The organism is Legionella bozemanae, assembly GCF_900450575.1.
GTDB lineage: Bacteria > Pseudomonadota > Gammaproteobacteria > Legionellales > Legionellaceae > Legionella > Legionella bozemanae.
Window position 1 is genome coordinate 375,785 of the sequence record NZ_UGGY01000001.1, and the last position, 20,082, is coordinate 395,866.

The window sequence follows — 20,082 nt, forward strand, 5'->3', positions numbered from 1 at the left end:
TTGTTCATTGATCATTGTATCCAGGTCAGTTAGCAATTCATATTGTCATGTGCTGCAAGTTATTTTTCCATGAATCGAAGCACTGACCTAACCAAAATAATTTAAACTATAATTAAATGTAAGAATTTCCCCTAGAGTAAATTTATGCGTGATTTAGTTAAATATGAAGCGATACGCGATTTTGTAAGTACTTTAAAATAATTGACCTCATCATTAAATTAATGCCCAATGAAATACAACAAAGAACTCGGGACTTATTTAACTCCGGACTTGTTTTTGAACCAAGTGATATACAAAATGCCCTTAAATTACTTTTATATTTAAAAGAAGTAAAAAAATTGATATTCTCGATGATAAATGGCTGGATATAGCAATAAAATTTCCCCTTTATCAGGATAAAATAAAAAAATTAACTGACATAGAGCATCATATTTTAGTTAGCGATCCGATAGTATCTTGGTTACTTAGTAGTGAGGTTTTTCAACTTTTAACCTCCAGTTCTTCAAAAACCACGTTGCATAAAGCAGCTGAAAGAGCCCAAGAAACAGATTTAGTTTCTCGCGTTGGCACTAATAGGTCAAAACAAATTATTGGCAAAACAGTGGCAGTAGCACCAGAAGTTTATCATTGTAATGTTGCATTGATTAAAATAACAAATTCAGAAGGACGAAATGAGACCTTCATGGTGCATTTAAATCCTAAACGAATTACATGTCCAGGAGAATACCAACACGAGAATGGCTATGTACTTTGGCTCGATCAGTATAGTGGAAACCCCGAACCATCTGATAAAGCTTATTATGAGGCAATAAAGTCATTAAAGCCGGGGGATAAAGTAGATATTAAAATGTTTAGAGGCTCTATTTCTTTTGATGATTCAACTGAAATAGAGCGATTAAAAAATAAATTAACTCAAATGAACGTCCAACATGATATAAATATTATTCAAGTTCCTTCGAGTACAACAAGTTATAACCTTGCTTATAGTCCGGCTGAAGATAAAGTTCTAATTTGGCGAGGTCATCAGAGAATAAAGGATAAGTTTTTGGAAATTAGTCATATTTTCTCTAAAAATCCGTTACTCCAAGAAAAAGGAATAACTTCTTTTAAAAATCGTTTCATTGATTATTATCAATCGCTACATGCAGCAGGTTTTACTCAGGAAGCAGCAGCTAAAAAAGCAATTGAAAAATATATTTCTGTTAGAGAGTCTTGGCTAGAGAATAAATTACCTTTTCGAGGAGGATTAAAACTCTTTTTTAACAAAGGGCAGACACAAATAAATTTAGGTATTGCCCGAAAGTTGATACAAGATGTTTCAAACATAGAAAGTTTAGATACTGATAAATTGAGCAACAGACATCTTAAAGAGTTAATTACGGTCATTAACAATGATAAGAAGGATTATTTAGAATTGAAAGAGACGCTTTCTTCAGAGTACAAAGATAAGGAGCACTCACTTAACCTAGAAATTATATAAATAGTCTCGATGCATCTCAATACATATCTCTTGATTTTTGTATGCATTCTATTCGTAGTGCTGAGACTAAAGTCACAGTGAAAATAAGTATGACATTCAGGAAAATTTATTCTTAGGCGTTATGCGAAACTTTATTACAAACCAAAAAAATCTCAGGTTGTCCATGCGTAAGTTCTATTACAGTGAATCAAAGTTTACTTTTGCTTGCATTCCATAGCGTCTTAACCTTGCGCGATAAAAACAGAGTGCTATACTTCGCATTTGTGCTTTATTTAATTAACTTTTTCTAATTAAGGAAGAAACTCACAGTGAACAAAAAAAGACCCGTTAATCTGGATCTGGGTAGTTTAAAATTTCCCCCTATGGCTATAGCATCTATCTTACATAGGATTTCAGGGGTGGTTTTATTTTTACTGTTACCCATAATGTTGTATATTTTTGGCCAATCAATGCAATCGGAAGAAGCCTTTATACAGGTAAAAGACTTATTGTCCCATCCTGTTTATAAAGTGGTGGTATGGGCATTTGGGGCTGCGATGATCTATCATTTGCTTGCAGGGATTAGGCATCTTGTGATGGATATGGGGTTTGGTGAGCATCTTGATGCTGGTCGGCGTTCTGCTGTTATAGTCATTATTCTTGCCATTATTTTGTCAATTTTTCTAGGATTCTGGATATGGTAAATAATGTCACCAGCTTAACAGGTAATGGGTTAAAGGATTGGTTGATTCAGCGAGTTACAGCGGTTTATTTTGCTGTTTATTCTTTTTTCATAATTGGTTTTTTATTATCACATCCTGAGTTGGGCTTCGCACAATGGCATGCTCTTTTTTCTAATACCATAGTTCGGATTGCATCACTTATTGCCTTGTTTGCGCTTTCATTGCATGCATGGATAGGTATTTGGACTGTGACTACAGATTATATGAAATGTACTGCTTTGCGTTTATCAGTACAAATGTTAGTCGTTTTATGGCTCCTTAGTCAATTTATTTGGGGCTTAATGATCCTTTGGGGGCAGTAGCATGGCAATTGCACGTAACAAATTTGATGCAGTAATAATTGGAGCAGGTGGAGCCGGAATGCGTGCTGCGCTGCAGATGGCAAATTCTGGATTAAAAGTCGCACTCTTATCCAAAGTATTTCCAACTCGCTCACATACAGTATCTGCCCAAGGTGGTATTACTTGTGCGTTAGGAAATGCCCATGAAGATGATTGGCGCTGGCATATGTATGATACGGTGAAGGGCGCTGATTATATTGGTGATCAGGATTCAATTGAGTACCTCTGTAAAACGGGTCCAGAAGCTGTATATGAACTAGAGCATATGGGCTTGCCTTTTTCACGCATGGATAATGGTAAAATCTATCAACGTCAGTTTGGTGGCCAATCCAAAAATTTTGGGGGAGAACAGGCAGCACGCACTTGTGCCGCGGCAGATAGAACAGGACATGCTTTATTGCATACGCTGTATCAACAAAATTTAAAAGCCAAAACACATGTATTTAGTGAATGGTATGCTCTTGATCTTGTTAAAAATGCTCATGGCCACATATCGGGTGTTACTGCAATGTGCATTGAGACTGGCGAGATAGTATTTTTTCAGTCAAGAGTTTGTATCTTGGCTACTGGTGGCGCCGGTCGTATTTACCAATCTACAACCAACGCATTTATTAATACGGGCGATGGTTTTGGTATGGCACTAAGGGCAGGCATTCCTTTGCAAGATATGGAAATGTGGCAATTTCATCCTACGGGTATTGCTGGAGCTGGTGTGTTGGTCACCGAAGGATGTCGTGGTGAAGGTGGTTACTTGATTAATAAAGACGGTGAACGTTTTATGGAGCGTTATGCACCGCGAGTTAAAGATTTAGCTTCTCGAGATGTGGTTGCCCGTTCTATGGCTCTTGAAATACGCGCAGGTAAGGGTTTTGATCCTAAAGGGGTCGATCACGTTAAATTAAAACTGGATCACCTGGGGGCCGATCTTATTATGTCGCGTTTGCCAGGAATTCGTGAATTATCTATGAAATTCGCAGGAGTTGATCCAATTGTGGAGCCGATTCCTGTAGTTCCTACCTGCCACTACAGCATGGGGGGAATACCAACGAACATGTATGGCCAAGTACTTACCAAAACCAATGGTAATGAACATATCGTAGAAGGATTGTATGCAGTAGGAGAGTGTGCTTGTGTTTCTGTCCATGGTGCAAACCGCTTAGGCGGCAATTCGTTACTGGACTTAGTTGTTTTTGGTCGTGCTGCAGGATTGCATGTTGAAGAACTATGGCAATCAAATCAATTACCTGAGATGGCGTACATCAGTGATGAAGACATTGCTCCATCGTTACAGCGGTATAACCGCTGGAATGATTCAACAGAGGGTGAAAGTCCTGCTGTAATTCATGATGAAATGCAACGTGTCATGCAAGAAGACTTTGGTGTATTCCGTACTGGAGAAGTAATGGCTTCCGGTTTAAAGCGTCTTCAGGCTTTGCGCGAGCGTTTGGCTCATGCCAAATTGGAAGATAAAAGCAAGATATTTAATACAGAGCGGGTAAGTGCCTTAGAGCTGGATAATTTAATGGCCACTGCATATGCTACAGCGCAGTCTGCGATTGTCCGCACGGAAAGCCGTGGTGCCCATAGTCGTGAAGATTATCCAAAACGTGATGATGAAAACTGGATTAAACATACGCTATATTTTGAGGAAGGTGAGAAGATTGATTTTCGACCGGTTAATACATCACCTAAACATGTCGAGCCTTTGGCGCCGAAAGAACGCGTTTACTAAAGAGGATAGATTACATGGCAGATAGTAGAAAATTGACCCTATCAATATATCGCTATAATCCTGAGGTGGATGCTAAGCCTTATATGAAAGATTATGAATTGGAGATTCCTGCTAAAAGTGATCCCATGTTGCTCACATTACTTGAGCGTTTGAAAGCAGAGCAGGATCCGTCCATAACCTATAGGCGTTCCTGTCGCGAAGGGGTGTGTGGGTCGGATGGCATGAATATTAATGGGACTAATGGTTTAGCCTGTATTACTCATATATCTCAATTGAAGACAGATAAAATAGTTATCCGCCCTTTACCTGGATTTCCAGTAATCCGTGATTTAGCTGTTGATATGACCCAATTTTATCAACAATATGAGCGTATAGAGCCTTATTTACAAAATGATGAGGTAGCGCCTGCTCAAGAACGGTTGCAATCTCCCGAAGAGCGCTCATTACTTGATGGATTGTATGAGTGTATTTTATGTGCATGTTGTACCAGTGCATGCCCCTCATACTGGTGGAACCCAGAAAAATATGTTGGTCCTGCTGGATTATTACAGGCAAGGCGATTTTTAGCAGACAGTCGTGATACAGCAACTGCACATCGTTTGGATAAATTGCAAGATCCGTTCAGTGTGTTTCGTTGCCGGAGCATTATGAATTGTACCAGTGTCTGCCCGAAAGGACTCAATCCAATGAAGGCGATTGCAGATATTCGCTTACAAATGTTGACACAAGAAACCTAACAATATTCTTGTTATTAAAAGGTATTCTGGTAAAGCCATTAAATAGGAGATGTAATTCTCAGTAAAATGAGAATTATTCTGTCTTGTAGTGAGCTCTAAACCAGTATAAGGATGATCCCCGCTTTTGCGGGGATAGCTGTTTTATCCACGTGGATGAGTGGAATAGCCAATTTTAATGGCGGTAGATATCAATACCCTTTTGGAGAGAGAGAAAATGAGCAGTTCCGATCTGCAAAAAGAATGGGCTTCTTCCTATTTATCTGGCGGAAGTATGGCGTATGTTGATAGTCTTTATGAAGATTATCTTGCTGACCCTAGTTCGGTTTCATCCGATTGGCGAGCAGTATTCAGTGCTTTGCCCAAGGTTAATAGTGCCGAAAAGGAATTCTCACATCGAGAGATCCGTGATTATTTTTTGCAGAATGCAGATAAAAAAGCAGTACCTGTAGTGCAAGCTTCAGATAGCCAACAATTTCGGATTGCAGATTTAATTAATGCATATCGTGCATTGGGGCATCATGCTGCTAAACTCGATCCTCTGGAAATGACAGAACGCCCTCCAGTGCCTGCATTGGAATTGGAGTATCACCATTTATCTGATGTAGATAGAAACCGAAAATTTTTTGCAGGCACCACGTTTAATGGTCCAGAAATGACTCTGGATGAGATATACCAAGCACTACGTGAAACATATTGTGGCAGTATTGGTATTGAGTACATGCATATTTCTAATACTGAAGAAATAGAATGGCTGCAAGAACGAATGGAGTCTGTACGCGGTCGTCTTAACTTAGATAAAGAAAAGAAGCTGCAAATTTTAAAAGACTTAATTGCTGCGGATGGTTTAGAGCGTTATTTAGGCACCCGCTACGTGGGACAAAAACGCTTCTCCCTTGAAGGGGGCGACTCCCTCATTCCTATGATGAAAGAAATTATTGAATGTGCTGGAAGAGATGACGTTAAAGAAGTAGTTATTGGTATGGCACATCGAGGCCGTCTCAATGTATTGGTCAATGTTTTAGGCAAAGAGCCTAACCAGCTTTTCCAGGAATTTGAAGGAAAAATAAAATACGAACGTACTGGTGATGTGAAGTATCATTTAGGTTTTTCTTCAGATATAAAAACACATTCAGGCTCAGTAGTGCATCTGGCTTTAGCTTTTAATCCGTCACACTTGGAAATTATTGGACCAGTAGTAGAAGGCTCTGTTCGCTCTCGGTTAGGTCGTCGTGACGATTTACAGAAAAAGGAGAAAGTTGTCCCTGTCGTTATTCATGGAGATGCTGCGTTTGCCGGCCAAGGCGTCGTGATGGAAACGTTTAATTTTTCTCAGGCCCGCGGTTATTCTACAGGGGGTACAGTTCACATTGTTGTTAACAATCAAATAGGTTTTACCACCAGCAATCCCTTGGATGCACGTTCTACTTTATATTGTACTGACGTTGCCAAAATGGTGCAGGCGCCTGTTATTCATGTGAATGGCGATGATGCAGAAGCAGTCGTATTTGCGACTAAGCTTGCATTTGATTTCAGAATGAAATTCAAACGAGATGTAGTGGTTGATCTCGTATGTTACCGTCGACATGGACATAATGAGGCAGACGAGCCGGCAGTAACTCAACCTTCTATGTATCGAAAAATTAAATCCATGCGTCCCTTACGTGAAATTTATGCTGAGCGTCTAATTCAAGAAGGTTTGTTGACCAGTAAAGATGCTGAAAAATTAGTAGATGCTTATCGTGATACCTTGGATAAAGGTAAGGCTGTCGTGGATTTGGTTCACGGTGATTATGAAGGTAAATATGCGATTGATTGGACTCCTTATGTGAATGCAAAATGGACAGATAAAGTAGATACTACGATCACCAAGGAGAACTTACAAAAATTAGCGAAGCAATTGCATACATTACCTAAAGGTTTTACGTTACACCCTGTAGTCCAACGGTTATTAAATGAACGAGACAAAATGACCGCGGGCGAGCTACCGATGAACTGGGGATATGCTGAAACTATGGCATATGCCAGTTTGGTTCAGGAAGGTTATGGCGTGCGTTTATCAGGTCAGGACTCTGGACGAGGAACTTTTGCTCATAGGCATGCGGCATTACATGATGCTGAAACTGGCGAAACGTTTGTTCCACTTGAGCAAATAAAGAATGAGCTGAACCGACCTTTTTCTGTAATCGATTCAGTGCTTTCTGAAGAAGCAGTATTGGCTTTTGAATATGGATTTGCTGCCTCTGCCCCCAATTTTTTAGTATTATGGGAAGCTCAGTTTGGTGATTTTGCCAATGGTGCCCAAGTAGTTATTGATCAATTCATCAGTTCTGGTGAGCAAAAATGGGGCCGTTTATGTGGTTTAGTCATGTTGTTACCCCATGGATATGAAGGACAAGGACCGGAACATTCATCAGCTCGTTTGGAACGTTACATGCAGCTTTGTGCTCAGCATAATATGCAAGTTTGTACACCAACTACTCCGGCACAAATATTCCATTTATTAAGAAGGCAAGTTATTCGTAATTTCCGGAAGCCCTTAATTGTCATGACACCTAAGAGTCTTTTACGTCATAAATTAGCGGTTTCTCCTTTAGAGGATTTATTTAAAGGTAAATTCCATAATGTTATTCCGGAAATTGACAAGCTTGATGCGAAAAAAATTACAAAAGTAGTATTGTGCTGTGGAAAGGTTTATTATGACTTACTGCAAATGCGTCGCGATAAAGAGTTAAACCATATTGCGTTAGTGCGAATCGAGCAATTATATCCGTTTCCTAAAAAAGCACTTACAACAGAGCTAAATAAATATACTCAGGCTAAGCAAATTGTTTGGTGTCAGGAAGAGCCGCAAAATCAGGGAGTATGGTTCTCCTCCCAACATAATATAAAAGATTGTTTGCGCCCTGAGCAATCCCTGCATTATGCCGGAAGAGAATTTGCTGCCGCACCTGCTGTAGGAAGCCCAGCATTGCATGCAGAGCAACAGCAAGCTTTGGTAGAGCAAGCTTTATTGGACTGAGTTTGAGTTTATCGTAGTCTGGTGCAGTTTTATTTTTTCCCAGAGTACAATGTGTTAACAAATTTAATAAAATAAGAAGGTATAATTATGTCTATTGAAGTCAAAGTACCTGTTTTGCCTGAATCAGTTGCTGATGCAACTGTAGCTGCATGGCATAAAAAAGTAGGTGATAAAGTTACCCGTGATGAAAATTTACTGGATCTAGAAACTGATAAAGTCGTATTAGAAGTACCTGCTCCAGCTGATGGAATATTGGCTGAAATTAAGTTTCAAGAAGGTGATACAGTACAGTCCGGCCAATTACTAGCAAAAATAAAAGAAGGCTCTGACTCTGAAGCCAAAGAAGAAAAGAAAGAAGAAAAGAAAACTGAAACGACGAAAGCAAGTGAAGAAGCTGAAAGTGATAAAGTAAGTGCTAAGGAAGATAAATCAACCAGTCCTGTAGTACGTCGCATGTTGGCAGAACATGATCTTCAGCCAGGGCAAATTCAAGGCAGTGGTAAGGATGGGCGTATTACTAAAGATGACGTTCTCGCATACATAGAATCCAATAGAGAGAAAACTTCTAAATCTGCAGAAAATAAAAAAGAAGAGGCACCTAAGACGCCCATGGGATTGCGTGAAGAGCGACGCGTTCCGATGACCCGTTTACGAGCTAAAATTGCGGAGCGTTTATTGGCAGCCCAGCATAACGCTGCGATGTTGACCACATTCAATGAAGTCAATTTGAAAGCAGTGATGGATATGCGCGCTCAATATAAAGACAATTTTGAGAAAAAGCATGGAGTCAAGCTTGGGTTTATGTCTTTTTTTACTAAGGCAGTTGTCGAGTCATTAAAACGTTTTCCTGCAGTGAATGCTTCCATAGATGGTCAAGATGTGGTTTATCATGGTTTTTATGATATTGGTATTGCCGTATCTACAGAGAGAGGACTCGTTGTACCTGTGATTCGCGATGCCGATCAGATGAGTATGGCAGACATTGAGATGGCAATTAATGATGCTGCAAAAAAAGCTAGAGACGGTAAATTAGCGATGGAAGACATGCAAGGCGGTACCTTTACCATTACAAACGGTGGAGTGTTTGGTTCGTTATTGGCTACCCCAATTATTAACCCTCCACAAACAGGTATCCTGGGAATGCATAAAATTGAAGATAGACCTGTAGTGGAAAAAGGACAAATTGTGATTCGTCCTATGATGTATGTAGCGTTATCTTATGATCATCGATTGATTGATGGTAAAGATTCAGTACAGTTTCTGGTGAGCGTTAAAGAATTATTGGAAGATCCTGCTCGCCTTTTACTTAATGTTTAATGAAATGTAACAGCGAGATCCGCATTTAACGCATAAATGCACTCATCGTAAATCCCTAAGCTTGCCTTTGTCCTCGCTTGGGATGCTATGCACTAATAGGCACTTATGAGTATTGACGGATTTTGCTTCTTTTAGAAAGGTAATTGCAATGAATTTACATGAATACCAGGCCAAACAATTATTTGCGAGCTACAATTTACCCGTTCCAAACGGTGACGTAGCTTATAATGTTGATGATGCAATCCAAGTGGCTTCACAGTTGTCTACTGCTCGTTGGGTTGTTAAAGCCCAAGTTCACGCTGGCGGCCGCGGGAAAGCCGGTGGCGTGAAATTAGTCTCAAATAAAGACGAGTTGGCTACAGCGGTCAAATCATTACTAGGTACCCGTTTGGTAACCTATCAAACAGACGCCCATGGGCAACCCGTTAATTGCGTGCTCATTGAGGAAACATGTGATATTGGCCGAGAATTATATCTTGGGGCCGTTGTTGATCGTGCTACTCGTCGTGTTGTATTCATGGCTTCTACCGAGGGTGGTGTTGAAATAGAAAAAGTGGCTGAAGAGACGCCTGAAAAAATTTTCAAGATCATCGTCGATCCACTTGTCGGTGTTATGCCGTTCCAATGCCGTGATGTAGGATTTAAATTGGGGTTAAAGGAAGAACAAATTAAACACTTTACCCATTTGATGATGGGCTTGGGCAAGATGTTTGTTGATTGTGATTTAAGTTTATTAGAAATCAATCCATTAGTTGTAACAAAGCAGGGGCAGTTAATTTGTTTGGATGGCAAAATTAACATTGACGGCAACGCCTTATATCGTCAACCCAAATTAAAAAGTATGCGTGATACCACCCAGGAAGATGAACGTGAAAATCGTGCCAGCGACTGGGAGTTAAATTATATTCCACTCGATGGCACTATCGGTTGTATGGTGAATGGTGCTGGTTTGGCTATGGCGACTATGGACGTGATTAAGCTTCATGGCGGTGAGCCGGCCAACTTCCTTGATGTGGGTGGTGGCGCTACTAAAGAACGAGTGAGTGAGGCACTAAAAATTATTGTCTCTGATGAAAAAGTCAAAGGCATTTTGGTAAATATCTTTGGCGGTATTGTTCGTTGTGATCTCATTGCCGATGGTATTCTTGCTGCAGTGAAAGAAGTCGATGTGAAAATCCCTGTAGTAGTGCGTCTTGAAGGCAATAATGCACAACTAGGTGCTGATATTTTAAATAAAAGTGATTTGAATGTGATTGCTGCAACCAGTTTAACTGATGCTGCGAAGAAAATTGTGGCAGCTGTTGCCTAATTACTAAATTTCGAGGTTAACAATGAGTGTATTAGTTAATAAACATACTAAAGTACTGTGTCAGGGATTTACTGGAAAGCAAGGAACTTATCATTCAGAACAAGCGATTGCTTATGGCACACGTATGGTGGGTGGTGTGACCCCTGGCAAAGGCGGGCAAAAGCATTTAGGCTTGCCAGTATTTAATACGATGCGTGAAGCTGTTGAAGAAACTCAAGCCGAAGCCAGCGTGATTTATGTTCCAGCACCATTTTGTAAGGATTCTATTTTAGAAGCTGCAGATGCCGGCATTCAATTAATTGTTTGCATTACGGAAGGTGTTCCTGTATTAGATATGCTGCAAGTAAAAGTCTATTTGGAAAACAATACCCAAGCCCGTTTAATTGGACCCAATTGTCCTGGAATAATTACCCCAGGTGAATGCAAAATTGGAATTATGCCAGGATCAATTCATTTACCTGGGAAAGTAGGTATTGTTTCACGCTCTGGTACTCTAACGTATGAGGCGGTAAAACAAACTACAGATAAAGGCTTTGGTCAAAGCACCTGTATTGGTATTGGAGGCGATCCAATTCCTGGAACCAGTTTTATTGATGCTTTGGCTTTATTTGAACAAGATGCTCAAACGCAAGCTATTATCATGGTCGGTGAAATTGGCGGATCTGCAGAGGAAGAAGCTGCCGAATACATTAAATCACATGTAAACAAGCCTGTCGTTTCTTATATTGCGGGTGTTACTGCACCTGCTGGAAAACGTATGGGACATGCCGGCGCGATTATTTCCGGTGGTAAAGGAACAGCAGCTGAAAAATATGCAGCTTTAGAAGCGGCTGGAGTAAAAACAGTACGTTCGCCAGCTGATTTGGGCGATGCAATTGCTGAAGTAACCGGCTGGTAACTTATCTTATGCAGCTCCGTATTTTTAGCAGATTTGAGAGAGTGGTGGCGCTGAGAAGCAGAGTGTACAAAAAGTAAATGAGCATTCGCGGCGTAACAGTTCTCTCAAAGGTACAAAAAGGACGATGCTGCCTAGATGAGCACCGTTAATTGAGATGCAACCTGGGTTAAGGCAAAGCCATAACCCAGGAATAGCAAATCACGATCAATATAACTTTGGGTTATGCTGTGTTGATGCCCAATTTCTTTTTATGGCATTTCATGACAAATTTTCGAAGTATTGCTGATATAAGACGAGAATACGGAGATCTGAATTTAAGTGAGCAATCACTTCCTGAAGATCCAATTGCCCAATTTAAGCTTTGGTTTGAGGATGTTTTAAAAAATGAAAAAAATGATCCCACCGCTATGGTTCTTTCGACAGTAGACGAGAGTGGCCATCCAGACTCTAGAGTAGTTTTGTTAAAAGGTTTAGATAAGGGGCAATTTATTTTCTATACCAATTATCAAAGTACAAAAGCAAAGCAAATTGAAAATAACCCTTATGGAGCACTTAATTTTTATTGGCCACAAATGGCAAGACAGGTACGTATCCGCGGCCAAATCGAACAGATTAATAAGGAACAATCCGATCTTTATTTTTCAACAAGACCGATCAAAAGCCAATTCAGTGCTATTGTCTCGCCACAAAGCCAGGAAATTGGGGGAAGAGAATCATTAGAGCGTGCTTTAAATGATTTAATTCAAAAACACGGGCAAGAGCCTGTAGTACGCCCTAACTATTGGGGGGGGTACATGGTTATTCCTGAGGAGATCGAGTTTTGGCAAGGACGTGATAACCGCTTGCACGATAGAATTCATTATTATTTAAAAGATGGGCAATGGAAGTATCATCGTTTGGCCCCTTAGCAATAGTGATATAGCCTCCCCCCACTAAACTTTATACTGCGTTGCAAGCTCCCCCCGGCTTCAGTCATGTATTATTATATATACTCCTTCGCCTCATTCACTTGCGCCTTGTCTAAAGCTTGGTTAGTAGGTAACGCTATATACGACCGGCAAAATTTGCCGGCAAAAAGTTAAATTCTGCCACAATTATATGTTTTATCCCCCTTTTTGTTCTTACTCTATTTTTTCTGTTTTTTTAAAAGGCAAAAAAAACTTGGCCTGAAAATTGCTCTAATAAATAATACAGATATTATCGAAATGATTTTGAAGTTATTTTTTCAGAGTAAAGAAAAATTTGTCAAGAATTAGTAAATGTTTTTATTTGGTAAATAAGCGTTAACAGAAAGTCGTAAAATTATTTTAAGTGTAGAAATGATTAACAGTATTGATAAAAAATACTGTATAAATAAATAGAGGGTATAATCATGAACGACATAACAGCCTTACTACCACATATTAAATTACGTTTTAACATTGAACATCCAAGTTACGAAGACAGTTATGCATTTGGTTATGAATGCGCACTTGCGGACGTAGCTGAAACGGATAATCCATTTCGTAAAGGAACCCAACAAGCAGAACACTGGTTAGAAGGTTGGTGGGACGCAATTGGAGGGGAGGAGCCTTTATTTGAATCGAATGCTCTAGAAGAAGCGGAACTCCCTAGCGAAGAAAGTGCTGCAAATGATCAAGAGTATTGCCATAAGCACGGTTTTTTATCTCTGGTAATTGAAATTAGCGGAGCAATAGCAGCTTCAGCATTAGTGGGATATCAATTATTTGAATTGGTAGCATAAATTTTGTATGCAAAAATTCTTCAAGAGATTTTTTACATCACCACGTGTTGTACTGCTTAATCCTCATTTTTCCTCCTCCCATGCGGGAGAGGGGAATTTAATGATATGTGCTAATTCTTAAAAAGTTTTAATACCATGGATCGCATTCTTGCTGTTTCTGAAGGATTAAATTCTTTATAAATTTCGCTGCCTATGTTAAGACATACGGTCACATTTTCACCAAGCCCTTTGAGTAAATCGACACCAGATAATTTCAGGAGTTTAATTTTATTCGCTATATCACCAGCCCAGGCATCAAGATAATGCATCTCGGTGAACACGGGAAGAAAGGTATGTTCCTGTTCTTGAAAAAACAATACCTTAGGTTGGCCATCTTCAGAGTTTTGTTCTACTGGAATGATAAAGTTGGCTTTAATAAACTCAAGATAAGCTTTATTGGCTTCTTTGGCATTTCCATTTGCATCAAGAGCATCTTTTATTGCAAGGTTTAGAGCATTCATTTTAAGCCTTAGTTTTGATTTTAATCAAATTGTAATTATCCTAATAATGTTGAGTGAAAGATAATACAAATTTAACGATAACTATAGAAAAAGCGATACAGCACTGTAAATTATAACCATTTTCTGTACCTATGAAAATGAAATCAAACTATGTGTTGAAATAAATGACAACCCTAGTATAATGTTGTATTGGTTTTGCAGATTTATTGCTCACTTTTTAGATAAATATTTTAGGGGTTGTTTTTATTTCATCATGTTGGGGTGTTACTATATGAAATGTTGACAATCTCTATCCTGGGTTGTTTTTTTGATGTGTAATGGCCAGATAACCATTCAATTGAACAGAGCCAATTAGGGTGTTATTAACGCAGAGAGTCTATGAATAAGGTACATGAGTCTAGAGTAGAAATTTATAATCGTAAAAATTATTTAGGATTTGCTTGGTTAGTATGGGGGTTGGCTGCCGCGTTCTATTTTTCTGATTATATGGCTCGTGTTGCACCCGGAGTAATGCATCGATATTTACAAATTGATTTCGGAATTAATGAAGCAGGTTTTGGTATTTTAACTGCCTCATTCTATGTTCCATACATCCTGATGCAAATTCCTGTAGGACTGACTGTAGACCGCTTAAGTATACGTTGGCTGCTCACGGTAATGTCGCTCGTAACGGCTTTTGGTTGTTGTGTTTTTGGCCTTGCAGATAGTTTACTTATGGCTTCAATAGGAAGGATGCTCATCGGTTTTAGTGCAGCCTTTGCGTTTATTTGTTCTCTTCGATTAGCTACATCCTGGTTCCCTCCGACAATGTTAGGATTACTTGCTGGTTTAACCCAAGCTTTAGGAATGCTAGGAGCTGCTGCTGGGGAAGCTCCAGTTTCATTTTTAGTCACTAATGTGGGCTGGCGCCACAGTATGTTGATTATTGCTTTTCTCTTTATCGCGCTTGCAGCGTTGTTATATCAATTTGTGCAAGATAAACCAGGAGAACACCGCAGTGAGGTACGATCTATTAATCAGATCAGTATTCTTCAGAGTTTAAAAATTATCTTATCGTGCAGACAAACTTGGCTTAATGCATTGTATGCTGGATTTTTATTTGGACCAACAGCAGTTATTGGTGAAGCAATTGGACCTGCATACCTGCAATTTGGCAGAGGATTGGGTGCGCATGCCGCTGCTTTTGCCACAGGATTAATTTTTATCGGTTGGGGTATTAGCGGTCCCTTATCAGGATGGATTTCAGACAGAATGGGACGACGTAAACCTTTAATGATTCTTTCAGCAGCTTTTGGCGTGCTTTTTACATCGCTATTTGTGTATAGCAGTTCTTTAAGTCAAAACTCGGCTTATTTACTGTTCTTTCTTTTCGGTTTAACGAATACAGGTGTTGCTATTGCCTATGCTGTTTCAACGGAGATCCATGATAGAAATGTAGTAGGTACTTCAATAGCTTTTACCAATATGATATCAATTTTTGTGGGCGCTCTCTTACAGCCTTTAGTGGGACGGTTGGTTGATATGGTATCTGGTGCGCGTGCTTATAACGTTGAATCTTTATTACTCTCTGATTTCCAAGCGGGTTTAAAGTTGTTGCCTCTTTGCTCCATAATTGCACTGGTATTAGCTTTTACTGTTAAAGAAACCTATTGCAAGCCAGTGAATCATTCCTAAGTATCTGTGGAATTTTTTTATTGATATAAAAAAATAGTTACAACTGTTTTTTTACCAGCGTGTATCGCACTCCGATGTTATTTACTGTTATACTTTCAGCTGCAGTTTTGCTGCATGCGAATTAATAACATGGAGAAGAGAATGAAAAAATTTACAGGATTAATAATTATCCTGGCCGTTCTAATTCTAGGCGGGTATTATGGCATGGGCTTTCTTACTGAAAGAACGATTAGAAAAAATATAGAAGTAATTGACCAATCTAATGGGCTCTATGCTGAAATCGAGCGATACAATAGAGGATTATTTAACTCCGAAGCCCAAATTAAATGGCAGTTACATATTCCAGAACGCATAGTAAAAGATGACAAAGGACAACCTCAAACTCTTCCTGCTCAAGACTATAACATGGTGATGCCACTAACAATCCATCATGGGCCTATTATTTATGCTAATAACAAATTGCGTTTTGGACTGGGTTATGCTGAAGCAGTTTTTCCATTTCCAGAACAATATAAGCAGCAATTTGATACACAATTTACCAAAGAGTCAGTTAAACCACAGTTGGATTTAAGCATTTTCGTTAATTATCTTAACGAAAGCACGGTGAACTTCAAAGTTCCCAATTTTAAATTAATTGCCAAAGATGGTTCTGGTAATCTTGAATGGCTAGGAATGGATTCAAGCACAACGATGTCTTCTGGAATGGGTAAAGTTGCAGGTAAAGTTGTCCTGGATGGTCTAAATGCTACGAAAGACGATACCAAAATTACTTTAAGCAAAGTATCCAGTGATTATGATTTGCATGAAACACCTGCTGGATTGTATTTAGGTGATGCAAACTTCTCTCTACCTTCTTTTGATATTTTTGTTAAAGATCAAAAAATGTTTTCAATTAATGATCTTGCAATTAGATCTGATAGTGATATTGAGCAACATCTTTTTAATACCAATTTTAATCTGACTTTAAAATCAGTATTAGCAAATGGTCAGAATTATGGTCCAGGAGAATTACAAGTTGCTTTAAGAAATATTGATGCAGATGTATTGGCTAAAATCAATCAGCAAACCACTGCAATGCAAAATGGCAACGAGATGCAACGCCAACAAGCAATGCTAGCCCTTCTTCCTGAAGTACCTAAATTATTTAACAAGGGTGCGGAATTTGAAATCTCCAAACTTAGCTTCACAATTCCACAAGGACAGATTGAAGGAAATATGTTTGTAACATTGCCTAAAGGTGAAAATGCCAATCCATTTGAAATGATGCAAAAGATTCAAGGCAAAGCGAAGCTGCAAGTACCCGCAGAGGCAGTAAAAGCTGTGATGAAACAATCAGTACTTCAGCAAATTGCGAAAAAGCCTGATTTGCAACAAACTTTAGCGCAACAATTGAAAGCGACCCAAGATGGAAGCCAGACAAATCAGCCCGCTGCTCCAGCCCTAACTCCTGAGCAATTAGCGGAAATGCAAACCAATAAACAAATAAATGCATTACAACAAAATGGTTTAATTACAGCTCAAGGTAAGGATTTTGTAATTGAGGTAAGTTTAGATCAAGGTAAATTTACCATTAATGATAAACCTTATGATCCTTCAATGATGAAATTTTAAGATGCAATTGGAGTAATTTTGTAAGGAGTAGATGACAAAAATCAACCTACTCCTTATAAGAACTTATTGAGCTGATATTGAGCATTATATATTGATTATTAATGCAGTTTTTTCTGTTTCTACCCTTGTTTCAACGGGCGTGTTTCGGTAATATACTGTTTTTAAAAGGAGGAGCTAATAATAATGACAACAATCAGTAACGAAGTAGTGGATAACACCGCTTCTCTGGCCGAAAGCGTAACTCTTTCAGTGCAAAAATATTTTTCAGAGCTTAAGGGAACTGATCCTGTTGACTTATACCAGTTTGTGCTTGAAGAGATTGAAACACCATTGTTTCGTGCAGTGATGGAGCATTGCAAGTACAACCAGTCACGCGCAGCGATTATGCTGGGGATTAGTCGTGGAACTTTGAGAACTAAATTACGTCGATATTTCGATGATAAATATGTTGGTACTCGCGACTAACTGAAATTTAAATTGAAAAAGAGGGAGCTGATAAGCTCCTTTTTTTTTACTTTAAATTTTGTAATAGTTCATGGCGCATTATGAAAGAAAGGCCATATTTGGTTCATCTTAAACTCAAATCTGACTTTCCACCAAGATTCAACATAGTTCCTGACTAGCGCGTAGCAACTGTCTTGAGTTTCATTTTCAAGACAGTTGTGTTACTCGCTAAATTCTTACAATGTTATTTTAATTAGCAAGAAGTGTACTCCTGGTTGCTTGCGGCCAGGATTGGAGATATTTTTAATTGGATGGTTAAGACATCCAAATTACTGGATGAGAAGGATGAATCCTCGAATGGAAAAAAAGCCTCTTTGTAAACAAACAGGCTACGTTCGCTGTAGGACTGGCTCTGTGCTTGCGAAGTGCGCAACAAAAAGAGCCAAACAAACTACAAGTTTGTAGTTTATTCAGCAAACATCGAGCTTACAGATTCTTCTATATTAACTCGTTTGATGGCTTGCGCCAGCATATCAGATAAACTTACAACACGAATTTTCTCACATTGACGTGCTTCAGCAGATAGAGGAATCGTGTCAGTTACCACAATTTCATCAAGCCCTGAATTTTTAATATTATTGACTGCAGGGCCAGATAAGACAGGGTGAGTTATATAAGCTCTAACACTGTGCGCTCCGTTTTTCTTAAGCTCATGGGCAGCAGAACAAAGGGTTCCAGCAGTATCAACAATATCATCAACAATAATGCAATTTTTATTCTTTGGCTCACCAATAATATGCATTACTTCAGATTTATTAGGGCCACTTCGGCGTTTATCTATAATACACAATTCAGCGTGGTCAAGAAGTTTCGCAACTGCACGAGCTCTAACCACACCACCTACATCAGGAGAGACTACCATTATATTTTTTAGATTTTGCTTTGTTATATCTTCGAGAAGTATCGGGGTTGCATAAACGTTATCCACCGGCATATAGAAAAAGCCCTGGATCTGATCTGCGTGCAGGTCTACAGTAAGCACTCTACAAATACCTACAGATGCCATCATGTCAGCAACAACTTTTGCTGTAATAGGAACGCGCGCTGAGCGGACTCGACGATCCTGGCGGGCATAACCAAAATAAGGAACTACGGCTGTGATACGAGAAGCAGAAGATCTTCTGAGTGCATCAGCCATTGTCAGGAGTTCCATTAGATTATTATTTGATGGAGCACAGGTTGATTGGATTATAAAAACGTCTCTACCACGGACATTCTCAAGAATCTCAATCATTGTCTCCCCATCGCTAAAAGTACCAACAGTTGCCTGGCCAATAGGTATTTTCAAATGAGAAGAAATTTGTTGCGCTAATTCCGGATTTGCATTTCCGGCAAAAATCATCATTGTGGACATGTGTAAAAAGCCTTTAGATCTAGGTTAATCATTTAAACTTAAACACATAGCAGAAGACAGCCAAAAAGATATTATTATTATTTGAGCATTACAAGAACGCATCCTTCCAGGTTATCTTCTGCTGTCTGTTTACTTGAATCAACAAGAAAGTGGCAGGGGTGCTAGGATTCGAACCTAGGTATGCAGGGATCAAAACCCTGTGCCTTACCGCTTGGCGACACCCCTAAAATTTGCAGATTCTTACAATCATCCATTATTAAAAAATTGCGTTCATCCCTGCAAATGTGTTGCGTATTTTGCAGGGGTTTTAGGAACATGTCAACTTTGAAAGCAATAATTTTTTTTATTTTTTAACTAAGGGGAATAGTTGACATTATAGTTGGAATGTCATACTAGCATTGAAAACAGATTAGTAAAAACGAAATTCAGAGAAATTTCCGAATTTCGTTTTACCAAAATCCAAGTGAGCAAGTCGGCCTTAAATAGTCCAATTTTGAATTGCCACTTTAACCATCACTCCGTTTCCTTCGAGACGAATCATACTTGGCAGATCAATTCCTCTGACCGAAGCATATTTAGCGAAATTAATGGTATAGCCGCTTTGCTTCAATTGTACTAGGTGATTGTATTCATCGCGTTGCTCCGCTTGAACAGGGCCTGGAGCGGGAAGCCCTCTCACCCAATAGTAAAGGTTATTTACAGGAAGTCTAATTCCGGTTTGCTCTGCTAATAGTTGATCAGGGCTATGAGATGTGATTCTTTTAGGCCCATCTTGGAAAGTAATGGTGTTGCCTTTTTTGTCAATGAGAACTGTACCTGCGCCTAAAGGACCCATTAGCCGAAGTTGGTAGGTGCCAGGACCGCTTTGTTTCCAGTTCATGGCTGCTGACCACCCTTTATTCTTATTTTTTGCCGCCATGGACCCACGAATTTCAAAAGAGGAAACCATTGCTGTTTTTGCTTTGCGTTGTTCTACGGACATCACTTTATTTTGTGCCTCGGACATTGCTTTGTTTTGTTCTATAGGGATATTTTTGTTTAGAGGTACTTCCCCTGCTGGTCGCGGAGGGGCGCAGGCTGTTAAGAAACAAAAAGAAATTATTACTAATCGTTGCATGTTATTCATTTATCACCTCAAGT

17 protein-coding genes and 1 tRNA gene are annotated in these 20,082 nt (G+C 39.2%); 14 read left to right on the top strand and 4 right to left on the bottom strand.

Annotated elements, in window-relative coordinates; all coding sequences use genetic code 11:
* The first annotated feature begins 514 nt into the window (after positions 1-514).
* The 11 genes from DY223_RS01730 (at position 515) to DY223_RS01780 (ending at position 13,299) form a co-directional block, all read left to right on the top strand.
* Positions 515-1,480 (top strand): hypothetical protein, encoded by a 966-nt coding sequence (locus tag DY223_RS01730; protein WP_058458028.1) that lies wholly within the window; start codon positions 515-517, stop codon positions 1,478-1,480.
* 308 nt (positions 1,481-1,788) lie between these two features.
* Entirely contained in the window at positions 1,789-2,163 is a 375-nt protein-coding gene (gene sdhC / locus DY223_RS01735; protein ID WP_058458029.1) for a succinate dehydrogenase, cytochrome b556 subunit, read from the top strand.
* Positions 2,157-2,504, top strand: a complete 348-nt coding sequence (gene sdhD, locus DY223_RS01740; protein ID WP_058458030.1) for a succinate dehydrogenase, hydrophobic membrane anchor protein — start codon at positions 2,157-2,159, stop codon at positions 2,502-2,504. Before sdhC ends, sdhD begins: the two co-directional genes overlap by 7 nt.
* Before the next feature lies 1 nt (position 2,505).
* Positions 2,506-4,275, top strand: a complete 1,770-nt coding sequence (gene sdhA / locus DY223_RS01745; RefSeq protein WP_058458031.1) for a succinate dehydrogenase flavoprotein subunit — start codon at positions 2,506-2,508, stop codon at positions 4,273-4,275.
* A gap of 14 nt (positions 4,276-4,289) precedes the next feature.
* A complete protein-coding gene (locus tag DY223_RS01750; protein ID WP_058458032.1) occupies positions 4,290-5,012 on the top strand; it encodes a succinate dehydrogenase iron-sulfur subunit in 723 nt (240 codons plus the stop codon).
* 214 nt (positions 5,013-5,226) lie between these two features.
* A complete protein-coding gene (locus DY223_RS01755; protein WP_058458033.1) occupies positions 5,227-8,031 on the top strand; it encodes a 2-oxoglutarate dehydrogenase E1 component in 2,805 nt (934 codons plus the stop codon).
* An 87-nt stretch (positions 8,032-8,118) separates the two neighbouring features.
* Positions 8,119-9,348 (top strand): 2-oxoglutarate dehydrogenase complex dihydrolipoyllysine-residue succinyltransferase, encoded by a 1,230-nt coding sequence (gene odhB, locus DY223_RS01760; RefSeq protein WP_058458034.1) that lies wholly within the window; start codon positions 8,119-8,121, stop codon positions 9,346-9,348.
* Positions 9,349-9,496: 148 nt separating this feature from the next.
* Positions 9,497-10,657 carry an ADP-forming succinate--CoA ligase subunit beta gene (gene sucC / locus DY223_RS01765; RefSeq protein WP_058458035.1) on the top strand — a complete coding sequence of 387 codons (1,161 nt, stop codon included), beginning with the start codon at positions 9,497-9,499 and terminating at the stop codon, positions 10,655-10,657.
* 22 nt (positions 10,658-10,679) lie between these two features.
* Complete coding sequence (gene sucD / locus DY223_RS01770) at positions 10,680-11,555, top strand: succinate--CoA ligase subunit alpha (protein ID WP_058458036.1); 876 nt, start codon at positions 10,680-10,682, stop codon at positions 11,553-11,555.
* A gap of 260 nt (positions 11,556-11,815) precedes the next feature.
* Positions 11,816-12,463, top strand: coding sequence for a pyridoxamine 5'-phosphate oxidase (gene pdxH, locus DY223_RS01775; protein WP_058458037.1), 648 nt, complete (start codon positions 11,816-11,818; stop codon positions 12,461-12,463).
* A gap of 464 nt (positions 12,464-12,927) precedes the next feature.
* Positions 12,928-13,299, top strand: coding sequence for a hypothetical protein (locus tag DY223_RS01780; protein WP_058458038.1), 372 nt, complete (start codon positions 12,928-12,930; stop codon positions 13,297-13,299).
* A gap of 110 nt (positions 13,300-13,409) precedes the next feature.
* Here DY223_RS01780 and DY223_RS01785 read toward each other — a convergent pair whose 3' ends face one another.
* Positions 13,410-13,799: an SseB family protein gene (locus DY223_RS01785; RefSeq protein WP_058458039.1), complete on the bottom strand. Its 390-nt coding sequence runs from the start codon at positions 13,797-13,799 to the stop codon at positions 13,410-13,412.
* Between the two features lie 378 nt (positions 13,800-14,177).
* Here DY223_RS01785 and DY223_RS01790 point away from each other — a divergent pair, with 378 nt between their 5' ends.
* The 3 genes from DY223_RS01790 to DY223_RS01800 all read left to right on the top strand — a co-directional run bounded on the left by DY223_RS01790 (position 14,178) and on the right by DY223_RS01800 (position 17,549).
* On the top strand, positions 14,178-15,473 hold the full coding sequence (locus DY223_RS01790; RefSeq protein WP_058458040.1) for an MFS transporter: 1,296 nt from the start codon (positions 14,178-14,180) through the stop codon (positions 15,471-15,473).
* A gap of 141 nt (positions 15,474-15,614) precedes the next feature.
* Positions 15,615-17,084, top strand: a complete 1,470-nt coding sequence (locus DY223_RS01795) for a YdgA family protein (RefSeq protein ID WP_058458041.1) — start codon at positions 15,615-15,617, stop codon at positions 17,082-17,084.
* A gap of 183 nt (positions 17,085-17,267) precedes the next feature.
* Positions 17,268-17,549 (top strand): helix-turn-helix domain-containing protein, encoded by a 282-nt coding sequence (locus DY223_RS01800; protein ID WP_003633193.1) that lies wholly within the window; start codon positions 17,268-17,270, stop codon positions 17,547-17,549.
* Between the two features lie 445 nt (positions 17,550-17,994).
* On the opposite strand, the gene DY223_RS01805 is transcribed toward DY223_RS01800, so the two are convergent.
* The 3 genes from DY223_RS01805 to lolB all read right to left on the bottom strand — a co-directional run bounded on the left by DY223_RS01805 (position 17,995) and on the right by lolB (position 20,068).
* Positions 17,995-18,942, bottom strand: coding sequence for a ribose-phosphate pyrophosphokinase (locus DY223_RS01805; RefSeq protein ID WP_058458042.1), 948 nt, complete (start codon positions 18,940-18,942; stop codon positions 17,995-17,997).
* A gap of 150 nt (positions 18,943-19,092) precedes the next feature.
* Positions 19,093-19,167, bottom strand: a tRNA-Gln gene (locus tag DY223_RS01815).
* Between the two features lie 253 nt (positions 19,168-19,420).
* Positions 19,421-20,068 carry a lipoprotein insertase outer membrane protein LolB gene (lolB, locus tag DY223_RS01820; RefSeq protein ID WP_058458043.1) on the bottom strand — a complete coding sequence of 216 codons (648 nt, stop codon included), beginning with the start codon at positions 20,066-20,068 and terminating at the stop codon, positions 19,421-19,423.
* Positions 20,069-20,082: the final 14 nt, after the last annotated feature.

What these genes read in the sequence shown, in the direction of transcription:
- sdhD (WP_058458030.1), top strand. Translation starts at nt 2,157, where the DNA reads ATGGTAAATAATGTCACCAGCTTAACAGGTAATGGGTTAAAGGATTGG.
- sdhA (WP_058458031.1), top strand. Translation starts at nt 2,506, where the DNA reads ATGGCAATTGCACGTAACAAATTTGATGCAGTAATAATTGGAGCAGGT.
- DY223_RS01750 (WP_058458032.1), top strand. Translation starts at nt 4,290, where the DNA reads ATGGCAGATAGTAGAAAATTGACCCTATCAATATATCGCTATAATCCT.
- DY223_RS01755 (WP_058458033.1), top strand. Translation starts at nt 5,227, where the DNA reads ATGAGCAGTTCCGATCTGCAAAAAGAATGGGCTTCTTCCTATTTATCT.
- odhB (WP_058458034.1), top strand. Translation starts at nt 8,119, where the DNA reads ATGTCTATTGAAGTCAAAGTACCTGTTTTGCCTGAATCAGTTGCTGAT.
- sucC (WP_058458035.1), top strand. Translation starts at nt 9,497, where the DNA reads ATGAATTTACATGAATACCAGGCCAAACAATTATTTGCGAGCTACAAT.
- sucD (WP_058458036.1), top strand. Translation starts at nt 10,680, where the DNA reads ATGAGTGTATTAGTTAATAAACATACTAAAGTACTGTGTCAGGGATTT.
- pdxH (WP_058458037.1), top strand. Translation starts at nt 11,816, where the DNA reads ATGACAAATTTTCGAAGTATTGCTGATATAAGACGAGAATACGGAGAT.
- DY223_RS01780 (WP_058458038.1), top strand. Translation starts at nt 12,928, where the DNA reads ATGAACGACATAACAGCCTTACTACCACATATTAAATTACGTTTTAAC.
- DY223_RS01785 (WP_058458039.1), bottom strand. Translation starts at nt 13,799, where the DNA reads ATGAATGCTCTAAACCTTGCAATAAAAGATGCTCTTGATGCAAATGGA.
- DY223_RS01790 (WP_058458040.1), top strand. Translation starts at nt 14,178, where the DNA reads ATGAATAAGGTACATGAGTCTAGAGTAGAAATTTATAATCGTAAAAAT.
- DY223_RS01795 (WP_058458041.1), top strand. Translation starts at nt 15,615, where the DNA reads ATGAAAAAATTTACAGGATTAATAATTATCCTGGCCGTTCTAATTCTA.
- DY223_RS01800 (WP_003633193.1), top strand. Translation starts at nt 17,268, where the DNA reads ATGACAACAATCAGTAACGAAGTAGTGGATAACACCGCTTCTCTGGCC.
- DY223_RS01805 (WP_058458042.1), bottom strand. Translation starts at nt 18,942, where the DNA reads ATGTCCACAATGATGATTTTTGCCGGAAATGCAAATCCGGAATTAGCG.
- lolB (WP_058458043.1), bottom strand. Translation starts at nt 20,068, where the DNA reads ATGAATAACATGCAACGATTAGTAATAATTTCTTTTTGTTTCTTAACA.